Source organism: Bacillus sp. LJBS06 (assembly GCF_016924995.1).
GTDB lineage: Bacteria > Bacillota > Bacilli > Bacillales > Bacillaceae > Bacillus > Bacillus stercoris.
On sequence record NZ_CP070483.1, the window covers coordinates 502,731 to 524,322 of the forward strand.

Consider the following 21,592-nt stretch of genomic DNA (forward strand, 5'->3'; position numbering starts at 1 on the left):
TGGGCACTGTTTATTTTTGGTTGAAAAAGGAGGAAGGCTTTATGGCTGAGCCGATTTTACATATTGAAGGCCTCGATAAAAAGATTGGGTCTAAAGCGATTTTAAAACAGATCAGCATGGACGTCATGGAGGGTGAAATCATCGGTCTGCTTGGTCCGAATGGTTCCGGAAAAACAACACTTATCCGTATCATCGTCGGGCTGCTAAAACAAAACAGCGGAAGCGTGACAATCAGCGGATTCCAGCATGATACAGAGTTTGAAAAAGCGATGGAAGCGGTTGGAGCGATCGTCGAGAACCCTGAGTTCTATCCGTACCTGACAGGCTGGGAAAACCTCAAGCACTTTGCGAATATGCACAGGAAAATAACGGATGAACGGCTTGATGAAGTGGTGGAACGTGTCGGGCTGACGTCAGCCATTCATGATAAAGTGAAAACCTATTCTCTTGGAATGCGGCAGCGTCTGGGAATAGCTCAGGCAATTCTTCACCGACCGAAGCTTCTCATTCTAGATGAACCGACAAATGGCCTCGATCCTGCGGGGATGAAGGATTTTCGAGATCATATTAAGGAGCTCGCAGAAGTGGAAGGAACAGCAGTCCTGTTCGCCACTCATTTATTGCGCGAGGTTGAAGATCTGTGCGACCGTGTCATCATCATTCAAAAGGGTGAGATCAAAGCGGAAGTCAGCTTACAAGGAACTGGTCAAACCACAGAAAAAGCGATTATAGAAGTGCAGCCGCAAGAAAAAGCGCTCAATTGGCTGACAGGTAATCAATATCAAGCTGAGCGCCAAGCTGGGACGATTGTAGTTGAGGTAGCAAAAGAAAACATTCCGGAGCTGAACCGATCACTTGTCGGACAAGGTCTGAATGTATTCTCCATTACGCCTTACACGCAATCACTGGAAGACGAATTTATAAAAGCGACGACTGCTCATCAAGAGGAGGGAGAAGAGCTTGTCTAAATTAATTTGGAATGAACATATGAAACTTTTTAATCGGAAGGTCACTTTGGTTTCTCTGATCCTGATGGCTGTCTTCCAATTCTTCATGGCATTGATCATTAAACGGATTGTCGTCAGTGCCGGGACAGATGAAAACTTCATCGGTTATTTATCGTATACACCGAGCCTGAACATTTTGCTGCAGGCCTTAACGATCGTGATTGCAGCGACAATTATTTCGATGGAATTTGATAAAAAGACGATCAAATTCCTGCTCATTCGGCCGGTTAAACGCCAAAAGGTTTTTTGGTCAAAATTAATCACAGTCGTAATGGTCAGCTTTTATTTGTATGTGGCATACTACATTTTGGCTTTATTATTCGGTCTCGTGTTTTTTGGCACATCCGTGACCTCTGAATCACAGACATTGCTGATCAACACCTTGGCGCTGATCGGATCAAACTGGCTTGAAGCCGTGATGATGGGATTATTCGGCCTGCTTTGTTCTTCGCTGTTCCGAAATAGCGCGGTAGCAGTTGTTGTTTCCTTTGTCGTTTTATACGGAGCGAGTACACTTGTTCAGCTCATGAAGTTGTTTGAAAACAAGTGGGGAAGCTTTTTGCTTTTTGCGAACACTGACTTTACACAATACAGAAGCGGAGAGACAGCGTTGTTTTCAGGCATGACGCCATTGTTTTCAATTGGGATTCTCATCATACACGCGATATTCTTCATCGTCGTTGGCTGGTGGTGCTTCTGTAAACGGGATGTTCGGGTCTAAAGGCAAGGAATGACATTTTTGTGAAAAAGCTCACGTAAATCAATATCATTTGATATTTTGGTTTATACTAAAGGTACTGACGGAGGTGTCTCGATTGAGGAACTTTATTACCGCTTTACCGATCGTATTGCTGCTTGGATTCTCATTTGTGTCATTCATGTTTCAGTTTGAACATCTTGTTTATTTCAGGCTCGCGCTAGGGTTGTTTTCTCTCGTGGGGCTGTACATGATATATAAAATGAAGACGGGCATTCGCTATTTTATCATCTATCTGTATGCCAGCTGGATTGTGTTGGCTGCAGTGACCGCTTTTGAAGAGCCGATTTTCTCAAGCTTTTTCTTTGGCGGCCTGGTGATGACAATGGGTTACCTGACATATATGCTGATTTATCTCGGCATGAAACAAGACCGGGATGCAAATCCTGTGTAATCGCGCTGTTCCCTAGGGGAACGGCGTGTTTTTCTATACTGGACAAAAAGATTAACAGTTGCGGAAAAAAGACAGGAAATCTATAATACATATTAAATTTATCGGAATTAAAATTTGGGGGGCTGCCGGATGTCATTATTTATACAAAACGATCAACAGCGGCAATGGATGGAGAAAATCGGACGGATTGCGGATGAATTTCAGCAAACAGCTGCTGAAGATGACGAACAGGGACGTTTTCCTGTGGAGAAAATACAAAAACTGCGTGATGCTGGCTATACGGCATTAACATTGCCAGCTTCTCATGGCGGAGGGGGCATTTCTGTTTACGAAATGCTCTTGTTTCAAGAACGGCTTGCACGGGGAGATGCTCCTGCGGCTCTTAGCATCGGCTGGCATTTGAGCGTAATCGGGGAGCTTGGAGAAGGAAACAGCTGGGATGAAGACGTATTTGCATTTGTTGCCAAGGAAGTCCAAAACGGAGCCGTCATTAACAGGGCGGCGACTGAAGCGAAAACCGGAAGCCCGACGAGAGGAGGGCGTCCGGGTACAAACGCCGTCAAAAAGGATGGCAAATGGGCAGTGAATGGAAGAAAAACCTTTACGACGATGTCACAAGCACTGGATTATTTTTTAGTAACCGCATGGATTGAAGACAAACAAACAACAGGCGTGTTTCTCATTCATAAAGATGATCCCGGTTTGTCGATTGAAGAAACGTGGGATATGATGGCGATGCGGGCGACAGGGAGCCATGATCTTGTACTGAACGAAGTCATGCTTGAAGAGAATAAGCTGGTTGAATTGCTTCAAGGGCCTCGTGGAGCTAAGCCGAATGGCTGGCTGCTTCACATTCCGGCGATTTATCTTGGTGTGGCACAAGCTGCGCGTGACTATGCAGTGCAATTTGCCTCTGAGTATTCTCCAAACAGTTTGAAGGGACCGATCAAGAATGTCCCGGCCGTACAGCAAAGGACAGGTGAAATGGAGCTTGAACTGCTTAATGCCAGACACTTTCTTTTCCATATCGCTCAATTATATGACGATCCGGAACGGCGTCCACACTTGACAAGCGAGCTCGGTGTAGCGAAACATATCGTCACAAACGCTGCGTTGTCTGTTGTTGATAAAGCGATGAGAATTGTCGGAGCCAAAAGCCTTGAACGAACCAACCCGCTTCAGCGCTATTACCGTGATGTACGCGCCGGTCTCCATAACCCGCCGATGGATGACGCCGTGATACACACCCTGGCAGCAGAAGCGTTTGAGTCATAAAAAAAGAGCCTTTCCGGCTCTTTTTATGTATTGTTTTGCTCTTGCAGATTTTTTTGATGCTTGCGGTCGATCCTGTCATAAATAACATTCATCAGCTTTGGATTGCCCATAATCGCCTCTTTGTTTTCCTGGATCAGCTGTTGGTAAGTTTTTATTTTACGCTTCGGCATGCTCCGGCGCCCTCCTGACATGTTTGTATTCACTTTCTAACTCCGTCAGCGACAATTCATACAGATGACGCTTTGACTTTTTGTATATACCATTCTGTATTAACAGATGAATGAGCTGTTTTTTTCTGATTTCTGCAGACTGAGGTGTCATTGTGTCACCAACCTCCAATCGAACGATATTGATAATCATTATCAATTAACTTCAGTATACAATGCCCGCAATAGCCTGTAAAGGTGAAAACAGTCCTATTCTTTGCCAATTTACAAACATTCAACAAATCGACAAAAAGTTTCCCGGGCAATATTTACTGTCGAAATGTCCCGCTTCATTGAACGCAGTTCTGCTATTTTTCATGTTTTGAACCATACTATGTAATAGAATGGAGGCTGGTATACAATGGAGCGGACAGAAAATCTGAAAAAGGGAGAAAAAGGGGCGCTCCTCAATATTTTTGCATATGTCATCCTTGCTGTTGTGAAGCTAGTCATTGGGATTCTATATCATTCTGAAGCGCTGAGAGCAGACGGGTTAAATAATGGAACAGATATTGTTGCGTCCTTAGCGGTGTTCATAGGATTGCGGATTTCCCAAAGGCCAGCTGACAGCGATCATCCGTACGGCCATTATCGGGCTGAAACAATTTCGTCTCTTATTGCGTCTTTTATTATGATGGCAGTCGGCATTGAAGTGTTAATCGGCGGAGGAAAAGCGATTGCGGGAGGCACAACGGAAACGCCCAATCTTATCGCGGCATGGACGGCGTTAGGCAGTGCTGTGTTTATGTATGGCATCTATGTATATAACAAAAGGCTGGCAGCGTCCATTAAAAGCTCTGCCCTGATGGCAGCGGCAAAGGACAGCAGGTCAGACGCTTTTGTAAGTGCCGGCGCGTTTATCGGTGTTTTTTCGTCCCAGCTGCAGCTGCCGTGGATTGATCCGGTAACGGCTTTTATCATCGGCATCATCATTTGCAAAACGGCGTGGGATATCTTTAAAGACGCTTCACATTCTTTAACAGACGGCTTCCATTTAAAAGATCTTGAGCCTTACAGACAGACCGTCGCGAGGATCGGAAATGTGCATCGCTTAAAGGATGTGAAAGCGAGGTATTTAGGCAGCACAGTTCATATCGAAATGGTCATTACGGTTGATCCGAAGCTTACAGTAGAAGAAGGTCATGGAGTGGCTGATGAAGTAGAAGACAAAATAAAACATGAACACGATGTCACTCATGTTCATGTTCATGTAGAGCCCGACGACATAAAATAAGGCTGTTTAACGAATTAGCTTATATGTTCAGATAAAAATTCAGTCACTTCTTCAGGCGTTTTGGCATTGGCGCTGTGAAGGTGAGCTGTTTTTTCACCGTTTTTGAAGATAAGCAGGCTGGGAATGCCCATCACTTGGTATTTTTCAGCCAAGTCAGGAAGCTCGTCCTTATTCAGCTCATACCAGTCGTTTTGATTATATTCTTCCAAAATATCGCCGATGAACATATTCATGCGTGTGCAGTCTGGGCACCAATCAGCATAAAACTTTACAATGATTTCTTTATCAGATTGAATCAGTTCATTAAATTGTTCGTTCGTTGTGATTTTTTTCATATGTCACATCTCCTTTTCAATGTCATTTTAATATAAAATAAAAAGGAATTACATACAAATGCATTCAACATCAGCATGCCCAAAAATAATTAGATCATTTTCTTGTGAAAGTGATAAGATAGTAAAGATGAATTGTAGTGGGGGGAGTATCCATTGAAAACAAGTCTAGGATTAGTGTACGGAGGAAAGTCGGCAGAACATAATGTTTCCCTGCAGACAGCTCTGGCTGTAATCAAAGCGCTAAATACTGAGAAGTTTGATATACATCCGATTTATATAACAGAAAAAGGCGAATGGGTTAGAGGCGCCCGTTTAACTGAGCCTGTTTCAAACGTGAAAATGCTTCAATTTGAGCAAGGAGGCAGTGCTTTTTCTCCAGCTGCCCTGAACCAGGAGATGTTTCCGCAGGAAGCGTCACAGCAAAATGAAGCAATCGACGTCGTATTCCCGCTCCTCCACGGACCGAACGGAGAAGACGGTACGATCCAAGGGATGCTAGAGCTCTTGAACATTCCTTATGTCGGCAACGGAGTACTTGCTTCCTCAGCAGGCATGGACAAAGTCGTCATGAAACATTTATTCGCGCAGGCCGGCCTTGCTCAAGCTAAATACGCAGCTTTCCTTAAGAAGGATTGGACTCGTTCTCCGAAAGAATGCTGTGAGCAGGTTGAACAGGAACTAGGCTACCCTTGCTTCGTAAAACCGGCAAACCTTGGTTCAAGTGTCGGAATCAGCAAATGCCGAAACCGTGAAGAACTGCAAAAAGCGTTTGAGCTTGCTTTCCAATATGACCGCAAAGTCGTCGTCGAAGAAGGCATCAACGGCCGCGAGATCGAAATCGGCGTTCTTGGAAATGACGATCCTAAATGCTCTGTTGTGGGAGAAATCGCACCGAAGACGGATTTCTACGATTACAAAGCGAAATATGAGGATGGAGATACTGATCTGATGATTCCGGCGATTGTCACCGAAGAGGAATACGCAACAATCAGTGATATGGCGATCAAAGCGTTTAAAGCGATCGATGGTTCAGGACTCGTCAGAGCGGACTTTTTCCTGACAGCTGACGGCGAAGTTCTGATCAATGAAGTCAACACAATGCCTGGCTTTACACCTTTCAGCATGTTCCCGCTGCTCTGGAAAGAAGCTGGTGTGGAATACGCTGACCTGATTGAACAGCTTGTGGAGCTTGCAAAAGAACGCCACGCTGAAAAACAATTGATCAAGCATACATTCTAATGAAGAAGGACACTGCCGGTAAAAGGGCAGTGTTTTTTCCCGTATATACAAAAGAAAGAGAGGGACCTCACTTGATTAAGCGAACAGTAAAAAACATTGCTGAAATGGTCAATGGCACATTGACAAATCCGAAATATGAACAAACAGTCATTCATGGAGTGGCAACCGATACAAGAAAACTGGAACAACATCAGCTTTTCATTCCGCTGAAAGGGGAACGTTTTGACGGCCACGCTTTTGTGGAAAAGGCTTTTGAAGCCGGTGTAGCGGCCGTTCTTTGGGATCGGTCAGAACCAAATCCGCCTGAGAATCACGCCGTCATTTTAGTGGATGATACCCTTACCGCACTTCAGCAGCTTGCAAAAGCCTATTTGCAGGAGCTTGGCACGCGTGTCATCGGAGTAACCGGAAGCAACGGCAAAACGACAACGAAAGATATGATTCACGCCGTCCTGGGAACCCGGTTCCGTGTCCACAAAACAGGAGGAAACTTCAATAATCATATCGGTCTGCCGCTGACGGTTTTAGCGATGCCTGAAAATACGGAGATCGCCGTATTGGAGATGGGAATGAGCGCCAAAGGAGAAATTGACCTTTTGAGCCGCCTGGCAAACCCGGATGCGGCAGTGATTACGAATATCGGCGAATCGCATATGCAAGACCTTGGCTCTAGAGAGGGTATCGCGGAGGCGAAGCTTGAAATCATTAACGGGCTTAAAGAAGATGGAGTGCTGATTTATATCGGGGACGAACCGCTCCTTCAAAATGCATACAGCTGCCGGACGAAAACGTACGGAACGGGAGCGCATAATGATTATCAGCTTCAGGATGTCAGCCAGAGTGAGGAAGGCACCCATTTTACAATCAAAGGGATGGAAACATCGTTTTTTATTCCGATACTCGGCAAGCACAATGTGATGAACGCCATGGCTGCAATTGCTGCTGGGGCTAATTTTGGCATCACGCCTGAGGATGCGGCAACAGGACTGAGCGGCCTAAGGGTAACCGGCATGAGACTTGAACTCATTAAAACAGACAGCGGCCTTTCGATAATCAATGACGCTTATAATGCGAGTCCGACCTCCATGAAAGCTGCGATTCAATTGACAGAAAGTCTTGAAGGCTATGGCAAAAAAATGCTCGTGCTCGGCGATATGCTTGAACTCGGCGATCTTGAAGAAACGTTCCATCAAGAGTGCGGCGCTGTGATCAGCCCTGAAAAAATTGACCGCGTTTTTACGTACGGAAAACTGGGAGCTTTTATCGCGGAAGGCGCACTGAAACACTTTGAGAAAGACCGTGTCAGCCACTACACTGAGAAAAAAGATCTCCTCCAAGCTGTGAAGGAAAACGCATCAAAAGGCGATTTGATTTTATTCAAAGCGTCCAGAGGTATGAAGCTTGAAGAAATCGTTAAAGATTTAATAGAGAGCCCGCTTTCTTAAGAAAATAATTTGTGAAAAAAATCATATTACATCATAAAATCATACGATGTGCAAACACTAATGTATGCCGGCCGGAAATTATGTATATCTGGCCGGCTGCGGCTATGATACAATATATATAGGTTATTTCGCGATACGAACATATTCGTCCGGCCTTTTCATCCGCTGCCCAAAGTTCTCCGCCGGACAAATGGGAGCGGATGGAGCAACAGCCGGCATATTCGAGAAGCCGATCTGCTTCTCATCTTATTGAAAAACAAATAGTGTAATGGTAAGATAAAACTTAAAGTAATTCGGGCTTTGTATACGGATGGATCCTGTCCTTTTTGTCTAAAGGGCAGTTTTATAAGTGGTAAATCACGACATTACTGAAACAGCAATTAGAAGGAGTTTGAATAATTTGACTATAACGTTTCAAGATTTTAATTTAAGTTCTGATCTCATGAAAGCAATTAATCGTATGGGATTTGAAGAAGCAACACCGATTCAGGCACAAACAATACCGCTCGGACTTTCAAATAAAGACGTCATTGGACAAGCGCAAACAGGTACAGGTAAAACAGCTGCGTTTGGTATACCCCTTGTTGAAAAAATTAACCCCGAGTCTCCTAATATTCAAGCAATCGTTATCGCGCCAACCCGTGAATTAGCCATTCAAGTATCTGAAGAATTATATAAAATCGGACAAGATAAACGTGCGAAGGTTCTTCCTATTTACGGCGGACAGGATATTGGACGACAAATCCGGGCGTTAAAGAAGAATCCGAATATTATTGTCGGAACACCTGGCCGTCTTCTTGACCACATCAACCGCCGCACAATTCGTTTAAACAATGTAAATACTGTTGTAATGGATGAAGCGGATGAAATGCTGAACATGGGATTCATTGACGACATTGAATCTATCCTTTCAAACGTGCCGAGCGAGCATCAGACACTTCTGTTCTCTGCTACGATGCCTGCGCCGATCAAACGCATTGCAGAGCGCTTTATGACTGAGCCGGAACACGTAAAAGTAAAAGCGAAAGAAATGACGGTTTCTAACATTCAGCAGTTCTATTTGGAAGTGCAAGAACGCAAAAAATTCGATACACTGACTCGACTTCTTGACATTCAGTCTCCTGAGCTTGCGATCGTATTCGGACGTACAAAACGCCGTGTCGATGAGCTGGCTGAAGCCCTGAACCTTCGCGGGTATGCAGCTGAAGGAATTCACGGTGACTTAACGCAGGCGAAACGTATGGTTGCGCTTCGTAAATTCAAAGAAGGCGCAATCGAAGTTCTTGTCGCAACTGATGTTGCCGCTCGCGGACTTGATATTTCAGGCGTAACACACGTGTACAACTTTGATGTGCCGCAAGATCCTGAAAGCTACGTTCACCGTATCGGAAGAACGGGCCGTGCAGGAAAAACAGGTATGGCAATGACGTTTATTACACCGCGTGAGAAAAGCATGCTTCGCGCAATTGAACAAACAACAAAACGCAAAATGGACCGCATGAAGGAGCCTACACTTGATGAAGCGTTAGAAGGCCAGCAACAGGTTACTGTTGAACGTCTTCGCACAACAATCAGTGAAAACAACCTGAACTTCTACATGACAGCGGCAGCTGAGCTGCTTGAAGATCATGATGCAGTAACAGTGGTTGCGGCGGCTATCAAAATGGCTACAAAAGAGCCAGACGACACACCGGTTCGCTTAACAGACGAAGCACCGATGGTCAGCAAACGCTACAAAAACCAGCGCTCTTCTAAACGCAGAGACGGCCAAGGCGGCGGCTACCGCGGCGGAAAAGGGAAAAGCAACAACCGTTCTTCCTACGACAAAAAGCGTTCAAACGATCGCCGTTCGTCAGGTGACAGACGCCAGAAAAAATCTTACTAAATCGATCGATTCAGAGCCCAAAACATGATGTTTTGGGCTTTTTTATATTCACGATTTGTGATTCAGCAAACTTTCAGCTGACGGAAGCCATTTTTCTATGTATGCTTAAGAATGAAACCTTTCCGTACAAGAGACGTATAAGTAACGACGAAAAAAAGGGAGGTAGGTATTTTTGAGAGAGCAGCCAAAAAACCAAATCAGTCCAGACGGATTAAAGGTTTGGCGACTTCAAGAGATCATCATATCCGCTGTTTGCTTGCTTATCGTCATAGCAGTTGCAGTGTTAAGCTATTATTTTCATTGGCCGTACTGGATCAGCGGCGTGCTCGGCGCAGTTTGGCTGCTGGGATCGATTGTGACGGTCTTTCTCATTCCGAAGGTCCGTCATAAGGTGTGGCGATATGAAGTCCATGAACATGAAATAGATATTCAGTCAGGTATTTTTGTGGTGACACGTGTGATTGTCCCGATGGTCAGGGTTCAGCACGTTGATACGTCGCAAGGGCCATTATTGAAAAAATACAATCTGGCAACAGTGAAAATTTCCACGGCTGCGACCGTTCATTCGATCCCCGCTTTAGAGATGGAGGAAGCGGACCGGCTGAGAGACTCCATTTCCCGTCTGGCAAGGGTGACTGACGATGATGTCTGAACCGAAACGCCTGCACCCGGCAGCAGTCATTTTGAATTTATGCCATACCATTATTCAAACAATAAAAAATATCATTCTGCCATTCTTTTTTGTGTATATCGTCAATTCAAACCATACTGTCCGTTTTTACGGAGCCATTGCGCTCGGTGTGCTGTTCATCTGGCTTGTAGCGGCAAGCATCATCAAATGGAGAAGGTTTACCTATCGAATTGAAGATGATGAATTTAGAATCGAAGAAGGCTTATTTGTGACGAAAAAGCGATACATATCGATTGATCGAATTCAAACGATGAATACGAGCGCGGGCCTTGTCCAGCAAATCTTTAAGCTTGTGAAGCTGCAAATTGAAACAGCGGGCGGAGGCAAGGAGGCAGAAGCCGTTCTTTCTGCTATTTCTGTGGAAGAGGCTGAACGCATCAAAGAAGCTGTCTTTAAGAAAAAAGCGCAAAGACGAGAAAATGAACTTGATGATGAACAGCTTGAAGCTGAGGAGGAGTTAGATCCTGCCGTTGAGGTGCAAGAGCACTATCGCATGAACGCGAAAGAATTGCTCATGGCCGCTTCTACCTCCGGCGGAATCGGAGTCATTATCTCGGCTGTATTTGCGCTTATTTCCCAGCTCGATGAAGTATTGCCGATGGATTGGTTATTCGATAAATTTTCCTTTCTTCAGCACGCCAGCATCGGTATTTACGCGGTACTCATTTTTATCGGTTTATTTATTGCCTGGATTTTCAGCATTGCGGGCATGATGTTTAGATACGCGAACTTTCAAATCATAAAAAAAGAGCAGGAACTGGTGATTTCAAGAGGAATTATTGAAAAACATCAAGTCACGATTCCGTTGCGAAAAATACAAGCCATTAAAATAAAAGAAAACATCATCCGGCAGCTTTTCGGCTTTGTAACGGTGTCCATCGTCAGTGCGGGCGGCGGCGACTGGGAAAAAGAAGAAGGTGCGTTGACCATTCTCTTTCCAATGATTCATAAAAAAAAGCTTCCGCACATGCTTCGAACATTTACGCCGGAATACACGCTGGAAGAAAACAGCCGCCGCCTGCCGCGGCGCGCGTTGAAACGCTATTTGTTCCGTTCTGTCATTTTTTCGCTCTTTTTGATCATTCCGTTATGTATTTTCTTTCAGCCCTGGGGCTACCTGTCGGTCATTCTGCTGCCGATTGAATTGTTTTACGGCTATCTCGCGTATAAAGACGCTGCGTGGACAATCAACGGGAACCGTCTGCAGCTGACGTCTAGATTTATAGGCAGAACAACCGCCATTGTACTCAAAAAACGAATGCAGGTTTGCAAGTTCAGCCAATCCTATTTCCAAAAGAAAGGCCGCCTGTATACCATTTCTACTTCAGTGAAATCATCGAGCCACATGGAAGAATTAACGGTGAGGGATGTAGGTGAAGAGGATGCAGCCTTCATTTTAAACTGGTACTCATATGAAAAAGCGGACGGTTAATACCGCCGCTCCAGCGTGTCGGCAAACCCTCGCATTCGTTGTCAGGACTGCGCTTCGGTGCTCAATGCGAAGTGGATCAACGGCTAAATTCTCAGGCGTCCTGCCTAAACGCCGTCGTCATCACATCCTGTGAATGTCCGCTCCTATGCATGTCCTTCCTAGACTTCAAGGGTTTTCAATCACGCTGAAAAGATGACAAAATCCTAAAATGAAAACCATTTTAGGGTTTTGTCAACAATCTGAAGCGACGGTTAATACCGCCGCTCTTTTTTTTGCACACACAAAAACGATAGAAGAAACCCGCCGCATAGTCCAAACAGATGAGCCATCATGTTAATATTGGAGTTGATAAACGACATGAGAACGGCAAATGCGAGCAGTGTGATGATCATTTTGGAATGCTCCTGCCCAATTAGCTCGTTGCGAAAAAGAACCATAAACAGGTACACGCCGAATAGCCCGAAAATGGCGCCTGAAGCCCCGACATGCACGTAATCAAGCGGCTCTGTAACATACGTGCCGATATTGCCGATGATGCCGGAGCCGGCGTACACAAGAAGGAAACGCGCTTTTCCCAGCATGCGTTCTAAAGCGGGGGCAAATAAAAAGATGGACATGGAATTAAACAGCAGATGTGTGAAACCGGCGTGCAGCAAAATCGGTGTGATTAGCCGCCACCATTCACCGTTAGCCACACCTAGATTATAGCCTGCGACAGTATCCCTCCATAAAACGACTGAATGGACAGGGAGTGAAAAAAACAGCCAGAGAACAGCTTGTAAAGCCAATATAAAGGTGACAACGGGATAAAGCCTGATAAACGTTTGAAAATTTTCAGTCCGTATAAACATTCCGAGCCCCTTTTCTTCATTTTGGTATATCTATAGTAACACGTTTATGAGACAAACCATTTAAATAGTACGTGCGCAAAGGAGGTAATCATGCATGATTTACGGCATTGGACTTGATATTACCGAGCTTAAACGGATCGCCTCTATGGCTGGACGCCAGAAAAGGTTTGCCGAGCGGATTTTGACGCGAAGCGAGCTTGATCAATACCATGAGCTTTCAGAGAAAAGAAAAATCGAATTTCTCGCAGGCAGATTCGCGGCAAAAGAAGCGTTCTCGAAAGCATTTGGCACCGGTATAGGGAGGCAGCTCAGCTTTCAGGACATTGAAATTAGGAAAGACCAAAATGGCAAGCCTTACATCATTTGTACCAAACTGAGCCAGGCCGCCGTTCACGTATCAATCACTCACACAAAAGAATATGCTGCCGCGCAGGTTGTGATTGAAAGGTTGTCAAGCTAGTCTGCATATTAGGGAAACCCCACTCATATATTTGATAGTGCATTAAGGGAGACAAGTTGTTTGAGGCTTTTATGGTACGCATCTGTTCTGCCTAAACGTGTACCGAGCGTACCGTTAAAGTCAAACAAGCGATTTCTTCCTTTTACATCAATTGAGAAAAAGGGGTTGAAAAAGGTGAGAAAAAGCTTTGTTTTGCTTTTAACGGGACTGCTTGCTGTTCTTATTCTTTCTGCCTGCGGGCAAAAAACACAGCAAGATATTGTGGCCGGGTTAGATGAAAAGGCGAAAGAATACACCTCGTACAAAGCAAAAGCGAAAATGACCATCGAGACAGGGAGTGAGCCTCAAGTATACAATGTGGAAATCTGGCACAAAAAGCCGTCTCTGTACAGGGTTTATTTAGAAAATCCGAAAAAGGACCAAAACCAAGTCATTTTACGAAATGAAAACGGAGTATTCGTTCTCACGCCGTCTTTAAATAAGAGCTTCAGATTTCAAAGCGACTGGCCGAACAACAGCAGTCAGGTCTATCTGTTTGAATCGCTCGTAAAGGATGTTCAAAACGATTCGGATGCAGTTTTCACAGCGAAAGAAAAGAAATACGTATTCGAAACAAAAACAAACTATCAGCATAACAAAATGCTGCCGACGCAAGAAATCACATTTAACAAAAAGGATATGAGCCCGTCATCTGTCAAAGTGATGGATACTGACCGGAAAGTGATGGTCAAAGTAGAATTCAGCAACTTTGAATTTAATAAACAATTTGATAAAGAATCATTTGACGAAAAGAAAAATATGACCCTTTCTCAAATGGATGTTGCCACAAGCGCGAAGCCTTCCGATACATTCGCGGTCAAAACGCCGCTGGAACTGCCGCTTGGCGTAAAGCTGCTTGAAGAAAAAGATATCTCTACTGAAGACGGGAAGCGCATCATCATGACGTACGGAGGAGAAAAATCATTTACGTTAATTCAGGAAAAAGCCCAAATTGCCAAGGCCTCCTCCTCCGTTACCCTGAACGGCGAACCGGTAAATCTCGGCTACACCATCGGCGCTTTGTCGGATGCATCATTATCATGGACATATGACGGCGTTGATTACCTTCTCTCTTCTAAAGATCTTTCTAAAGAGGAAATGGTGACAGTAGCGAAAAGCATGCAGGGACAATCATCGAAATAACCGCCAAAGGCCAAACATGATTTGGCCTTTTTTTCGTTAGACATCGTTTCCCTTTGGCCTTTAATTTTAGTATGATATGTAAATGATATTGAATAAAAGCTAGGAAGTGTCGTAATGAGCACAAAACCTTTTTACAGGGATACGTGGGCGGAAATTGACTTGTCCGCGATAAAGGAAAATGTCAGCAATATGAAAGAACATATCGGTGAACATGTCCAGCTAATGGCAGTTGTGAAAGCAAACGCCTACGGGCATGGTGATGCAGAAACAGCAAAGGCTGCTCTTGACGCAGGTGCTTCATGCTTGGCCGTAGCCATTTTGGATGAAGCGATTTCACTGCGTAAAAAGGGCTTGAAGGCGCCTATATTGGTGCTCGGCGCGGTTCCCCCGGAGTATGTGGCAATCGCTGCGGAGTATGACGTGACCTTAACAGGTTATTCCGTTGAATGGCTTCAGGAGGCAGCCCGCCACACGAAAAAAGGTTCTCTTCATTTTCATCTGAAGGTCGATACGGGGATGAACAGGCTTGGTGTCAAAACAGAGGAAGAAGTTCAGAATGTGATGGCCATTCTTGACCGCAACCCCCGTTTAAAGTGCAAAGGGGTATTTACCCATTTTGCGACAGCAGATGAAAAAGAAAGAGGCTATTTCTTAAAGCAGTTTGAGCGTTTTAAAGAGCTGATTGCTCCGCTGCCGTTAAAGAATTTGATGGTCCACTGCGCGAACAGCGCCGCCGGACTTCGGCTGAAAAAAGGCTTTTTTAATGCAGTCAGATTCGGCATCGGCATGTATGGCCTTCGCCCGTCTGCTGACATTTCGGACGAGATACCGTTTCAGCTGCGTCCGGCATTCACCCTGCATTCGACGCTGTCGCATGTCAAACTGATCAGAAAAGGCGAGAGCGTCAGCTACGGAGCCGAGTACACAGCAGAAAAAGACACATGGATCGGGACGGTGCCTGTAGGCTATGCGGATGGCTGGCTCCGAAAATTGAAGGGGACCGACATCCTTGTGAAGGGAAAACGCCTAAAAATTGCCGGCCGAATTTGCATGGACCAATTTATGGTGGAGCTGGATCAGGAATATCCGCCGGGCACAAAAGTCACATTAATAGGCCGGCAGGGAGATGAATATATTTCCATGGATGAGATTGCAGGAAGGCTCGAAACCATTAACTATGAAGTGGCCTGTACAATAAGTTCCCGCGTTCCCCGTATGTTTTTGGAAAATGGGAGTATAATGGAAGTAAGAAATCCTTTGTTGCAGGTCAATATAAGCAATTAGCTTACTTATATGGCGAATTTATAAAACAGCTTTGCTTGAAGAGTGAATAATGGTATCATTATCACTGGATGGATAAAAGAGTCGTATCCGTAAGTTTGGTGGAGGTGTATGTTTTTTGTCTGAATCCAGCGCAAGAACCGAAATGAAAATCAGCTTGCCCGAAAACCTAGTAGCTGAATTGGATGGTGTAGCGATGCGGGAGAAACGAAGCAGAAACGAACTGATATCACAAGCAGTGAGAGCGTATGTCAGCGAACGAACAACTCGTCACAACCGTGATTTGATGAGACGCGGCTATATGGAAATGGCGAAAATCAACCTGAATATTTCTTCTGAGGCTCACTTTGCGGAGTGCGAGGCTGAAACGACAGTTGAGCGCTTAGTCAGCGGAGGATAATCATTTGATTGTGAAACGCGGCGATGTTTATTTTGCTGATTTATCTCCTGTTGTTGGCTCAGAGCAAGGCGGGGTGCGCCCGGTTTTAGTGATCCAAAATGACATCGGAAATCGCTTCAGCCCAACTGCTATTGTTGCAGCCATAACAGCACAAATACAGAAAGCGAAATTACCAACCCACGTCGAAATCGATGCAAAACGCTACGGTTTTGAAAGAGATTCCGTTATTTTGCTGGAGCAAATTCGGACGATTGACAAGCAAAGGTTAACGGATAAGATTACTCATCTGGATGATGAAATGATGGATAAGGTTGATGAAGCCTTGCAAATCAGTTTGGCACTCATTGATTTTTAGACATATTTGCAGGTTGCTCACAAAGAGCAACTTTTTTTGTTTTCAAAAAACATAAACGATATAATAATGAAATAACGAAAAAATATGTTGTTTTTTATTGGGAGGTAAGCGAATTTGATGTCGAACCAGACTGTATACCAGTTCATTGCCGAAAATCAAAATGAACTGCTCCAACTGTGGACTGACACACTAAAAGAATTAAGCGATCAAGAATCCTATCAGCTGACTGACCAAGTGTATGAAAATATATCTAAAGAGTATATCGACATTCTGCTGCTGTCTGTTAAGGACGAAAACGCTGCTGAAAGCCAAATCAGTGAACTGGCGCTTCGGGCGGTCCAAATCGGAATTTCTTTGAAGTTTTTGGCTACTGCGCTTGCTGAATTCTGGAAACGTCTCTACACGAAAATGAATGATAAGAGATTGCCAGATCAAGAGAGCACGGAGTTAATCTGGCAGATTGACCGATTTTTCAGCCCGATTAACACAGAAATTTTTAATCAATACTCAATCTCATGGGAAAAAACAGTATCCCTGCAAAAGATCGCGCTGCAGGAGCTGTCTGCACCGCTTATTCCGGTGTTTGAAAATATCACCGTGATGCCGCTAGTTGGAACAATTGATACAGAACGCGCGAAACGAATTATGGAAAACCTTCTTAATGGCGTTGTCAAACACCGTTCCCAGGTCGTGCTGATTGACATTACCGGTGTCCCTGTCGTCGATACGATGGTTGCCCATCATATTATTCAGGCATCAGAAGCGGTAAGGCTTGTCGGAGCAAAATGCCTGCTGGCCGGAATCCGCCCGGAAATTGCTCAAACCATCGTTAACCTGGGGATTGATTTATCCCAAGTTATAACTAAGAATACCCTGCAAAAAGGAATTCAAACAGCGTTGGAAATGACGGATCGAAAAATCGTTTCATTGGGGGAATAACATTGTGAGACATCCAAAAATCCCGATCTTGAAACTGTATAATTGCTTATTAGTGTCCATTCAATGGGAACTTGATGACCAAACTGCATTAACCTTTCAAGAAGACTTATTAAATAAAATATATGAAACAGGTGCTAACGGCGTTGTCATTGACCTGACATCTGTGGATATGATTGATTCATTTATCGCAAAAGTGCTGGGCGACGTCATAACAATGTCCAAGTTAATGGGGGCAAAAGTTGTCTTGACCGGCATTCAGCCCGCTGTGGCAGTGACGCTGATCGAACTTGGAATCGCGCTTGAGGAAATCGAAACTGCGCTCGACTTAGAGCAGGGGCTTGAGACATTGAAGCGGGAATTGGGGGAATAGCGAATGAACGACCAATCCTGTGTAAAAATCATGACAGAATGGGATATTGTAGCCGCCAGACAGCTGGGGCGAAACGTTGCGAAAGAACTGGGTTTCGGCACTGTAGACCAGGCTAGAATTACAACGGCTATTTCAGAATTAGCCAGGAATATTTATTTATATGCCGGCAAAGGGCAGATTGGGATTGAACAGGTCGCAGACAGAGGAAAAAAGGGCCTGAAAATCATAGCGGAAGACCAAGGGCCGGGAATTCCTGATATCCGAAAAGTCATGGAAGACGGGTTTTCAACGTCTGGAGGACTTGGTGCGGGGCTTCCCGGGGTCAAAAGGCTGATGGATGAATTCAGCTTAAATTCCGTATCGGGGGAAGGAACAGAGATACAAGCCATCAAATGGCTTCGGTAGGAGGTAAGAACGTGGATTTTAGGGAGGTTATTGAGCAGCGGTATCATCAGCTGCTTAGCCGATATATAGCCGAATTAACAGAAACATCTTTATATCAAGCCCAAAAATTCAGCCGAAAAACAATCGAGCACCAAATTCCTCCGGAAGAAATCATCAGTATTCATAGAAAAGTGCTGAAGGAGCTGTATCCAAGTCTCCCGGAAGATGTGTTTCATTCGCTGGATTTTTTAATAGAAGTCATGATTGGTTATGGAATGGCTTATCAGGAGCATCAAACCCTTAGAGGGATACAGCAGGAAATCAAATCAGAAATTGAAATCGCAGCTAATGTCCAGCAGACGCTGCTCGGAACAAAAATTCCGCAGGAGGACGCGCTGGATATCGGCGCCATCAGTGTGCCTGCCAAACAGATGAGCGGTGACTACTACCACTTCGTCAAAGACAAGGAATCCATTAATATTGCAATCGCGGACGTGATCGGAAAAGGCATTCCAGCAGCTCTTTGTATGTCCATGATTAAATACGCAATGGACTCATTGCCGGAAACAGGCATACACCCTTCTCAGGTGCTGAAAAATTTAAATCGTGTTGTTGAACAAAACGTTGACGCTAGTATGTTTATTACGATGTTTTATGCCAATTACAATATGGACAAGCATCGATTTACATATGCTTCGGCGGGACATGAACCGGGATTCTATTATTCTCAAAAAGACAACGCGTTTTATGATTTAGAGGCTAAAGGACTCGTTCTCGGCATCTCGCAGGATTATGACTACAGACAATTCGATCAGCATCTGGAAAAGGGTGATATGATCGTTTTATTTTCTGACGGCGTCACAGAATGCAGAACAGAAAACGGTTTCTTGGAGCGTCCTGATTTGCAGAAGCTCATTGAGGAACATATGTGTTCCTCCGCGCAGGAAATGGTCAAAAACATTTATGACAGCCTCCTCAAATTACAGGACTTTCAGCTTCACGATGATTTTACGTTAATTGTTTTGCGGAGAAAGGTTTAACGTCTGCCAGACGAGGGTATAAAGCAACTAGTGATTTGAAGGAAAATTTGAGGTGATACGGATGAATATAAATGTTGATGTGAAGCAAAACGAGAATGATATACAAGTAAACATTGCAGGAGAAATTGATGTATACTCAGCGCCGGTGCTCAGAGAGAAGCTTGTGCCTCTGGCAGAACAAGGTGCGGACTTAAGAATTTGCCTGAAAGATGTCAGCTACATGGACAGTACCGGATTGGGCGTTTTTGTAGGGATCTTTAAAACAGTAAAAAAACAAGGCGGTTCGTTAAAACTTGAAAATCTTTCTGACCGCCTGATCCGCCTGTTTGACATTACAGGCCTGAAGGACATCATTGATATTTCTGCAAAGTCAGAAGGTGGAGTGCAATGAAGAATAAAGCTGATTACATCGAAATGAAAGTGCCGGCCCAACCTGAGTATGTGGGAATTATAAGACTGACGCTGTCAGGCGTCGCAAGCAGAATGGGCTATACGTATGATGAAATTGAAGATTTGAAAATCGCAGTCAGTGAAGCGTGCACAAATGCGGTTCAGCATGCTTACAAAGAAGATAAAAATGGGGAAGTGTCAATACGATTCGGTGTGTTTGAAGACCGTTTAGAGGTTATTGTGGCGGATGAAGGAGACAGCTTTGACTTTGATCAAAAGCAGCAGGATCTAGGGCCGTACACACCTTCGCACACAGTTGATCAATTATCAGAAGGAGGGCTCGGTCTATATTTAATGGAAACGCTCATGGATGAAGTTAGAGTGCAAAATCACTCCGGCGTCACTGTAGCGATGACAAAGTATTTAAATGGGGAGCGAGTTGATCATGACACAACCATCAAAAACTACGAAACTAACTAAAGATGAAGTCGATCGGCTCATAAGCGATTACCAAACAAAGCAAGATGAACAGGCGCAGGAAACGCTTGTGCGGGTGTATACAAATCTGGTTGACATGCTTGCGAAAAAATATTCAAAAGGAAAAAGCTTCCACGAGGATCTCCGCCAGGTCGGCATGATCGGGCTGCTCGGCGCGATTAAGCGATACGATCCTGTTGTCGGGAAATCGTTTGAAGCTTTTGCAATTCCGACAATCATCGGTGAAATTAAACGTTTCCTCAGAGATAAAACATGGAGCGTTCACGTGCCGAGACGGATTAAAGAACTGGGGCCAAGAATCAAAATGGCGGTTGATCAGCTGACGACTGAAACACAAAGATCGCCGAAAGTTGAAGAGATTGCCGAATTCCTCGATGTTTCTGAAGAAGAGGTTCTTGAAACGATGGAAATGGGCAAAAGCTATCAAGCCTTATCCGTTGACCACAGCATTGAAGCGGATTCGGACGGAAGCACCGTCACGATCCTTGATATCGTCGGATCACAGGAGGATGGATATGAGCGAGTCAACCAGCAAATGATGCTGCAAAGCGTGCTTCATGTCCTTTCAGACCGTGAAAAACAAATCATAGACCTTACGTATATTCAAAACAAAAGCCAAAAAGAAACTGGGGACATTCTCGGTATATCTCAAATGCACGTCTCGCGTCTGCAGCGCAAAGCTGTGAAGAAGCTCAGAGAGGCCTTGATTGAAGATCCCTCGATGGAGTTAATGTAATGATCCAGGTTGAAGAAAACGAGCATATTCAAACTCTAGTATATCAACTGAATAAAGAAGGAAAATCGATTTGCGGAGACAGCTTTTTTATGAAAGCTGATGACAAGGAATTAATTTGTGCGGTTGCTGACGGACTTGGAAGTGGATCGCTTGCAAACGAATCCTCTGCAGCCATCAAAGACTTAGTGGAAAACTATGCGAATGAAGACGTACAAAGCATTATCGAACGCTGTAATCAGGCGATGAAAAACAAAAGAGGCGCCACAGCATCTATCCTGAAAATTAATTTTGAACAAAGGCAGTTTACGTACTGCGCTGTCGGCAATGTACGGTTTATTCTGCATTCTCCGTCTGGTGAAAGCTTTTATCCTCTGCCGATTTCGGGCTATTTATCAGGCAAGCCGCAAAAATACAAAACGCACACCGCCACTTATGAAAAGGGTTCAAAGTTCATTATACATACAGATGGACTCAACGTACCCGATATCCGCTCCCATTTGAAAAAGGGCCAATCGGTAGAAGACATATCGAATTCGCTGAAAATGTATACGACATCGAGAAAAGATGATCTGACCTATATTCTTGGACATCTGTCCTAGGAAACCAGAAAAAAGAAGCTGAACATCCGGCTTCTTTTTTTTTGGTTGACTATTAATAAGTGCGCTTATTATAATTAATAAGTGAACTTATCATTTTGGGGGGCTTATGGGATGTGGAATTATGAATACACTGCGATAGCTGATGCGGATATAGACAAAATCTGGAGCCGTTATCAGCAAACAGAAACATGGGATCAATGGGATACG

General features: G+C 44.4%; 27 protein-coding genes. 23 read left to right on the top strand and 4 right to left on the bottom strand.

Annotation, left to right across the window (positions count from 1 at the left end; all coding sequences use genetic code 11):
- The first annotated feature begins 41 nt into the window (after positions 1–41).
- From JQX68_RS02520 to JQX68_RS02535, 4 genes are all read left to right on the top strand, one after another.
- Positions 42–968 (top strand): ABC transporter ATP-binding protein, encoded by a 927-nt coding sequence (locus JQX68_RS02520; protein WP_040084122.1) that lies wholly within the window; start codon positions 42–44, stop codon positions 966–968.
- Positions 961–1,728 (top strand): DUF2705 family protein, encoded by a 768-nt coding sequence (locus JQX68_RS02525; RefSeq protein ID WP_014662842.1) that lies wholly within the window; start codon positions 961–963, stop codon positions 1,726–1,728. The genes JQX68_RS02520 and JQX68_RS02525 overlap by 8 nt, the downstream gene beginning before the upstream one ends.
- 94 nt (positions 1,729–1,822) lie before the next feature.
- The gene (locus JQX68_RS02530; RefSeq protein ID WP_003225151.1) at positions 1,823–2,158 is read left to right on the top strand and encodes a hypothetical protein; all 336 of its coding nucleotides are present in this window, start codon (positions 1,823–1,825) and stop codon (positions 2,156–2,158) included.
- Positions 2,159–2,287: 129 nt separating this feature from the next.
- Positions 2,288–3,433, top strand: a complete 1,146-nt coding sequence (locus JQX68_RS02535; RefSeq protein ID WP_147772926.1) for an acyl-CoA dehydrogenase family protein — start codon at positions 2,288–2,290, stop codon at positions 3,431–3,433.
- A gap of 23 nt (positions 3,434–3,456) precedes the next feature.
- Here the strand turns inward: JQX68_RS02535 and fbpB are convergent, their stop codons facing one another.
- Together fbpB and JQX68_RS02545 are read right to left on the bottom strand one after the other, a co-directional pair.
- A complete protein-coding gene (fbpB, locus tag JQX68_RS02540; protein WP_080478162.1) occupies positions 3,457–3,636 on the bottom strand; it encodes a Fur-regulated basic protein FbpB in 180 nt (59 codons plus the stop codon).
- Positions 3,590–3,754: a Fur-regulated basic protein FbpA gene (locus tag JQX68_RS02545; protein WP_003225157.1), complete on the bottom strand. Its 165-nt coding sequence runs from the start codon at positions 3,752–3,754 to the stop codon at positions 3,590–3,592. Before JQX68_RS02545 ends, fbpB begins: the two co-directional genes overlap by 47 nt.
- 246 nt (positions 3,755–4,000) lie before the next feature.
- On the opposite strand from JQX68_RS02545, the gene JQX68_RS02550 reads away from it, so the two are divergent.
- A complete protein-coding gene (locus JQX68_RS02550) occupies positions 4,001–4,873 on the top strand; it encodes a cation diffusion facilitator family transporter (protein ID WP_014662844.1) in 873 nt (290 codons plus the stop codon).
- 14 nt (positions 4,874–4,887) lie between these two features.
- On the opposite strand, the gene JQX68_RS02555 is transcribed toward JQX68_RS02550, so the two are convergent.
- Positions 4,888–5,208 carry a thioredoxin family protein gene (locus tag JQX68_RS02555; RefSeq protein ID WP_003234326.1) on the bottom strand — a complete coding sequence of 107 codons (321 nt, stop codon included), beginning with the start codon at positions 5,206–5,208 and terminating at the stop codon, positions 4,888–4,890.
- A 153-nt stretch (positions 5,209–5,361) separates the two neighbouring features.
- On the opposite strand from JQX68_RS02555, the gene JQX68_RS02560 reads away from it, so the two are divergent.
- From JQX68_RS02560 to JQX68_RS02580, 5 genes are all read left to right on the top strand, one after another.
- Positions 5,362–6,447: a D-alanine--D-alanine ligase gene (locus tag JQX68_RS02560; protein ID WP_014662845.1), complete on the top strand. Its 1,086-nt coding sequence runs from the start codon at positions 5,362–5,364 to the stop codon at positions 6,445–6,447.
- A gap of 71 nt (positions 6,448–6,518) precedes the next feature.
- The gene (locus JQX68_RS02565) at positions 6,519–7,892 is read left to right on the top strand and encodes a UDP-N-acetylmuramoyl-tripeptide--D-alanyl-D-alanine ligase (protein ID WP_147772927.1); all 1,374 of its coding nucleotides are present in this window, start codon (positions 6,519–6,521) and stop codon (positions 7,890–7,892) included.
- Positions 7,893–8,292: 400 nt separating this feature from the next.
- Positions 8,293–9,777 carry a degradosome RNA helicase CshA gene (gene cshA / locus JQX68_RS02570; protein WP_003246685.1) on the top strand — a complete coding sequence of 495 codons (1,485 nt, stop codon included), beginning with the start codon at positions 8,293–8,295 and terminating at the stop codon, positions 9,775–9,777.
- 172 nt (positions 9,778–9,949) lie between these two features.
- On the top strand, positions 9,950–10,429 hold the full coding sequence (locus tag JQX68_RS02575) for a PH domain-containing protein (RefSeq protein WP_014662848.1): 480 nt from the start codon (positions 9,950–9,952) through the stop codon (positions 10,427–10,429).
- On the top strand, positions 10,419–11,900 hold the full coding sequence (locus tag JQX68_RS02580) for a PH domain-containing protein (RefSeq protein WP_147772928.1): 1,482 nt from the start codon (positions 10,419–10,421) through the stop codon (positions 11,898–11,900). Before JQX68_RS02575 ends, JQX68_RS02580 begins: the two co-directional genes overlap by 11 nt.
- 251 nt (positions 11,901–12,151) lie before the next feature.
- Here JQX68_RS02580 and JQX68_RS02585 read toward each other — a convergent pair whose 3' ends face one another.
- Positions 12,152–12,751, bottom strand: coding sequence for a rhomboid family intramembrane serine protease (locus JQX68_RS02585; protein WP_040084115.1), 600 nt, complete (start codon positions 12,749–12,751; stop codon positions 12,152–12,154).
- A 94-nt stretch (positions 12,752–12,845) separates the two neighbouring features.
- On the opposite strand from JQX68_RS02585, the gene acpS reads away from it, so the two are divergent.
- The 13 genes from acpS (at position 12,846) to rsbX (ending at position 21,385) form a co-directional block, all read left to right on the top strand.
- Positions 12,846–13,211, top strand: a complete 366-nt coding sequence (gene acpS, locus JQX68_RS02590) for a holo-ACP synthase (protein ID WP_014475874.1) — start codon at positions 12,846–12,848, stop codon at positions 13,209–13,211.
- Between the two features lie 165 nt (positions 13,212–13,376).
- Complete coding sequence (locus tag JQX68_RS02595) at positions 13,377–14,393, top strand: LolA family protein (protein ID WP_080478309.1); 1,017 nt, start codon at positions 13,377–13,379, stop codon at positions 14,391–14,393.
- Between the two features lie 114 nt (positions 14,394–14,507).
- Complete coding sequence (gene alr / locus JQX68_RS02600; RefSeq protein WP_147772929.1) at positions 14,508–15,677, top strand: alanine racemase; 1,170 nt, start codon at positions 14,508–14,510, stop codon at positions 15,675–15,677.
- Positions 15,678–15,792: 115 nt separating this feature from the next.
- Complete coding sequence (endB, locus tag JQX68_RS02605) at positions 15,793–16,074, top strand: type II toxin-antitoxin system antitoxin EndoAI (RefSeq protein ID WP_003225183.1); 282 nt, start codon at positions 15,793–15,795, stop codon at positions 16,072–16,074.
- 4 nt (positions 16,075–16,078) lie between these two features.
- The gene (ndoA, locus tag JQX68_RS02610) at positions 16,079–16,429 is read left to right on the top strand and encodes a type II toxin-antitoxin system endoribonuclease NdoA (RefSeq protein ID WP_003156187.1); all 351 of its coding nucleotides are present in this window, start codon (positions 16,079–16,081) and stop codon (positions 16,427–16,429) included.
- A gap of 114 nt (positions 16,430–16,543) precedes the next feature.
- On the top strand, positions 16,544–17,368 hold the full coding sequence (rsbRA, locus tag JQX68_RS02615) for an RsbT co-antagonist protein RsbRA (protein WP_014662853.1): 825 nt from the start codon (positions 16,544–16,546) through the stop codon (positions 17,366–17,368).
- 4 nt (positions 17,369–17,372) lie between these two features.
- Positions 17,373–17,738 carry an RsbT antagonist protein RsbS gene (gene rsbS, locus JQX68_RS02620; RefSeq protein WP_003225190.1) on the top strand — a complete coding sequence of 122 codons (366 nt, stop codon included), beginning with the start codon at positions 17,373–17,375 and terminating at the stop codon, positions 17,736–17,738.
- A 3-nt stretch (positions 17,739–17,741) separates the two neighbouring features.
- Positions 17,742–18,143 carry a serine/threonine-protein kinase RsbT gene (rsbT, locus tag JQX68_RS02625; RefSeq protein ID WP_003240352.1) on the top strand — a complete coding sequence of 134 codons (402 nt, stop codon included), beginning with the start codon at positions 17,742–17,744 and terminating at the stop codon, positions 18,141–18,143.
- Positions 18,144–18,154: 11 nt separating this feature from the next.
- Positions 18,155–19,162 (top strand): phosphoserine phosphatase RsbU, encoded by a 1,008-nt coding sequence (gene rsbU / locus JQX68_RS02630; RefSeq protein ID WP_014662854.1) that lies wholly within the window; start codon positions 18,155–18,157, stop codon positions 19,160–19,162.
- A gap of 61 nt (positions 19,163–19,223) precedes the next feature.
- Positions 19,224–19,553, top strand: a complete 330-nt coding sequence (rsbV, locus tag JQX68_RS02635) for an anti-sigma factor antagonist RsbV (protein WP_014662855.1) — start codon at positions 19,224–19,226, stop codon at positions 19,551–19,553.
- Positions 19,550–20,032, top strand: coding sequence for an anti-sigma B factor RsbW (gene rsbW, locus JQX68_RS02640; RefSeq protein WP_014662856.1), 483 nt, complete (start codon positions 19,550–19,552; stop codon positions 20,030–20,032). Before rsbV ends, rsbW begins: the two co-directional genes overlap by 4 nt.
- Complete coding sequence (gene sigB / locus JQX68_RS02645) at positions 19,998–20,786, top strand: RNA polymerase sigma factor SigB (protein WP_014662857.1); 789 nt, start codon at positions 19,998–20,000, stop codon at positions 20,784–20,786. Before rsbW ends, sigB begins: the two co-directional genes overlap by 35 nt.
- Positions 20,786–21,385, top strand: a complete 600-nt coding sequence (gene rsbX / locus JQX68_RS02650) for a phosphoserine phosphatase RsbX (protein WP_014662858.1) — start codon at positions 20,786–20,788, stop codon at positions 21,383–21,385. Before sigB ends, rsbX begins: the two co-directional genes overlap by 1 nt.
- Positions 21,386–21,592: the final 207 nt, after the last annotated feature.

Bases quoted from the DNA above. Each gene is read 5' to 3' on its own strand.
- rsbV (WP_014662855.1), top strand. From the start codon at position 19,224: ATGAATATAAATGTTGATGTGAAGCAAAACGAGAATGATATACAAGTA.
- JQX68_RS02585 (WP_040084115.1), bottom strand. From the start codon at position 12,751: ATGTTTATACGGACTGAAAATTTTCAAACGTTTATCAGGCTTTATCCC.
- rsbX (WP_014662858.1), top strand. From the start codon at position 20,786: ATGATCCAGGTTGAAGAAAACGAGCATATTCAAACTCTAGTATATCAA.
- sigB (WP_014662857.1), top strand. From the start codon at position 19,998: ATGACACAACCATCAAAAACTACGAAACTAACTAAAGATGAAGTCGAT.
- rsbT (WP_003240352.1), top strand. From the start codon at position 17,742: ATGAACGACCAATCCTGTGTAAAAATCATGACAGAATGGGATATTGTA.
- JQX68_RS02520 (WP_040084122.1), top strand. From the start codon at position 42: ATGGCTGAGCCGATTTTACATATTGAAGGCCTCGATAAAAAGATTGGG.
- JQX68_RS02555 (WP_003234326.1), bottom strand. From the start codon at position 5,208: ATGAAAAAAATCACAACGAACGAACAATTTAATGAACTGATTCAATCT.
- alr (WP_147772929.1), top strand. From the start codon at position 14,508: ATGAGCACAAAACCTTTTTACAGGGATACGTGGGCGGAAATTGACTTG.
- JQX68_RS02545 (WP_003225157.1), bottom strand. From the start codon at position 3,754: ATGACACCTCAGTCTGCAGAAATCAGAAAAAAACAGCTCATTCATCTG.
- JQX68_RS02535 (WP_147772926.1), top strand. From the start codon at position 2,288: ATGTCATTATTTATACAAAACGATCAACAGCGGCAATGGATGGAGAAA.
- rsbW (WP_014662856.1), top strand. From the start codon at position 19,550: ATGAAGAATAAAGCTGATTACATCGAAATGAAAGTGCCGGCCCAACCT.
- JQX68_RS02550 (WP_014662844.1), top strand. From the start codon at position 4,001: ATGGAGCGGACAGAAAATCTGAAAAAGGGAGAAAAAGGGGCGCTCCTC.
- JQX68_RS02580 (WP_147772928.1), top strand. From the start codon at position 10,419: ATGATGTCTGAACCGAAACGCCTGCACCCGGCAGCAGTCATTTTGAAT.
- acpS (WP_014475874.1), top strand. From the start codon at position 12,846: ATGATTTACGGCATTGGACTTGATATTACCGAGCTTAAACGGATCGCC.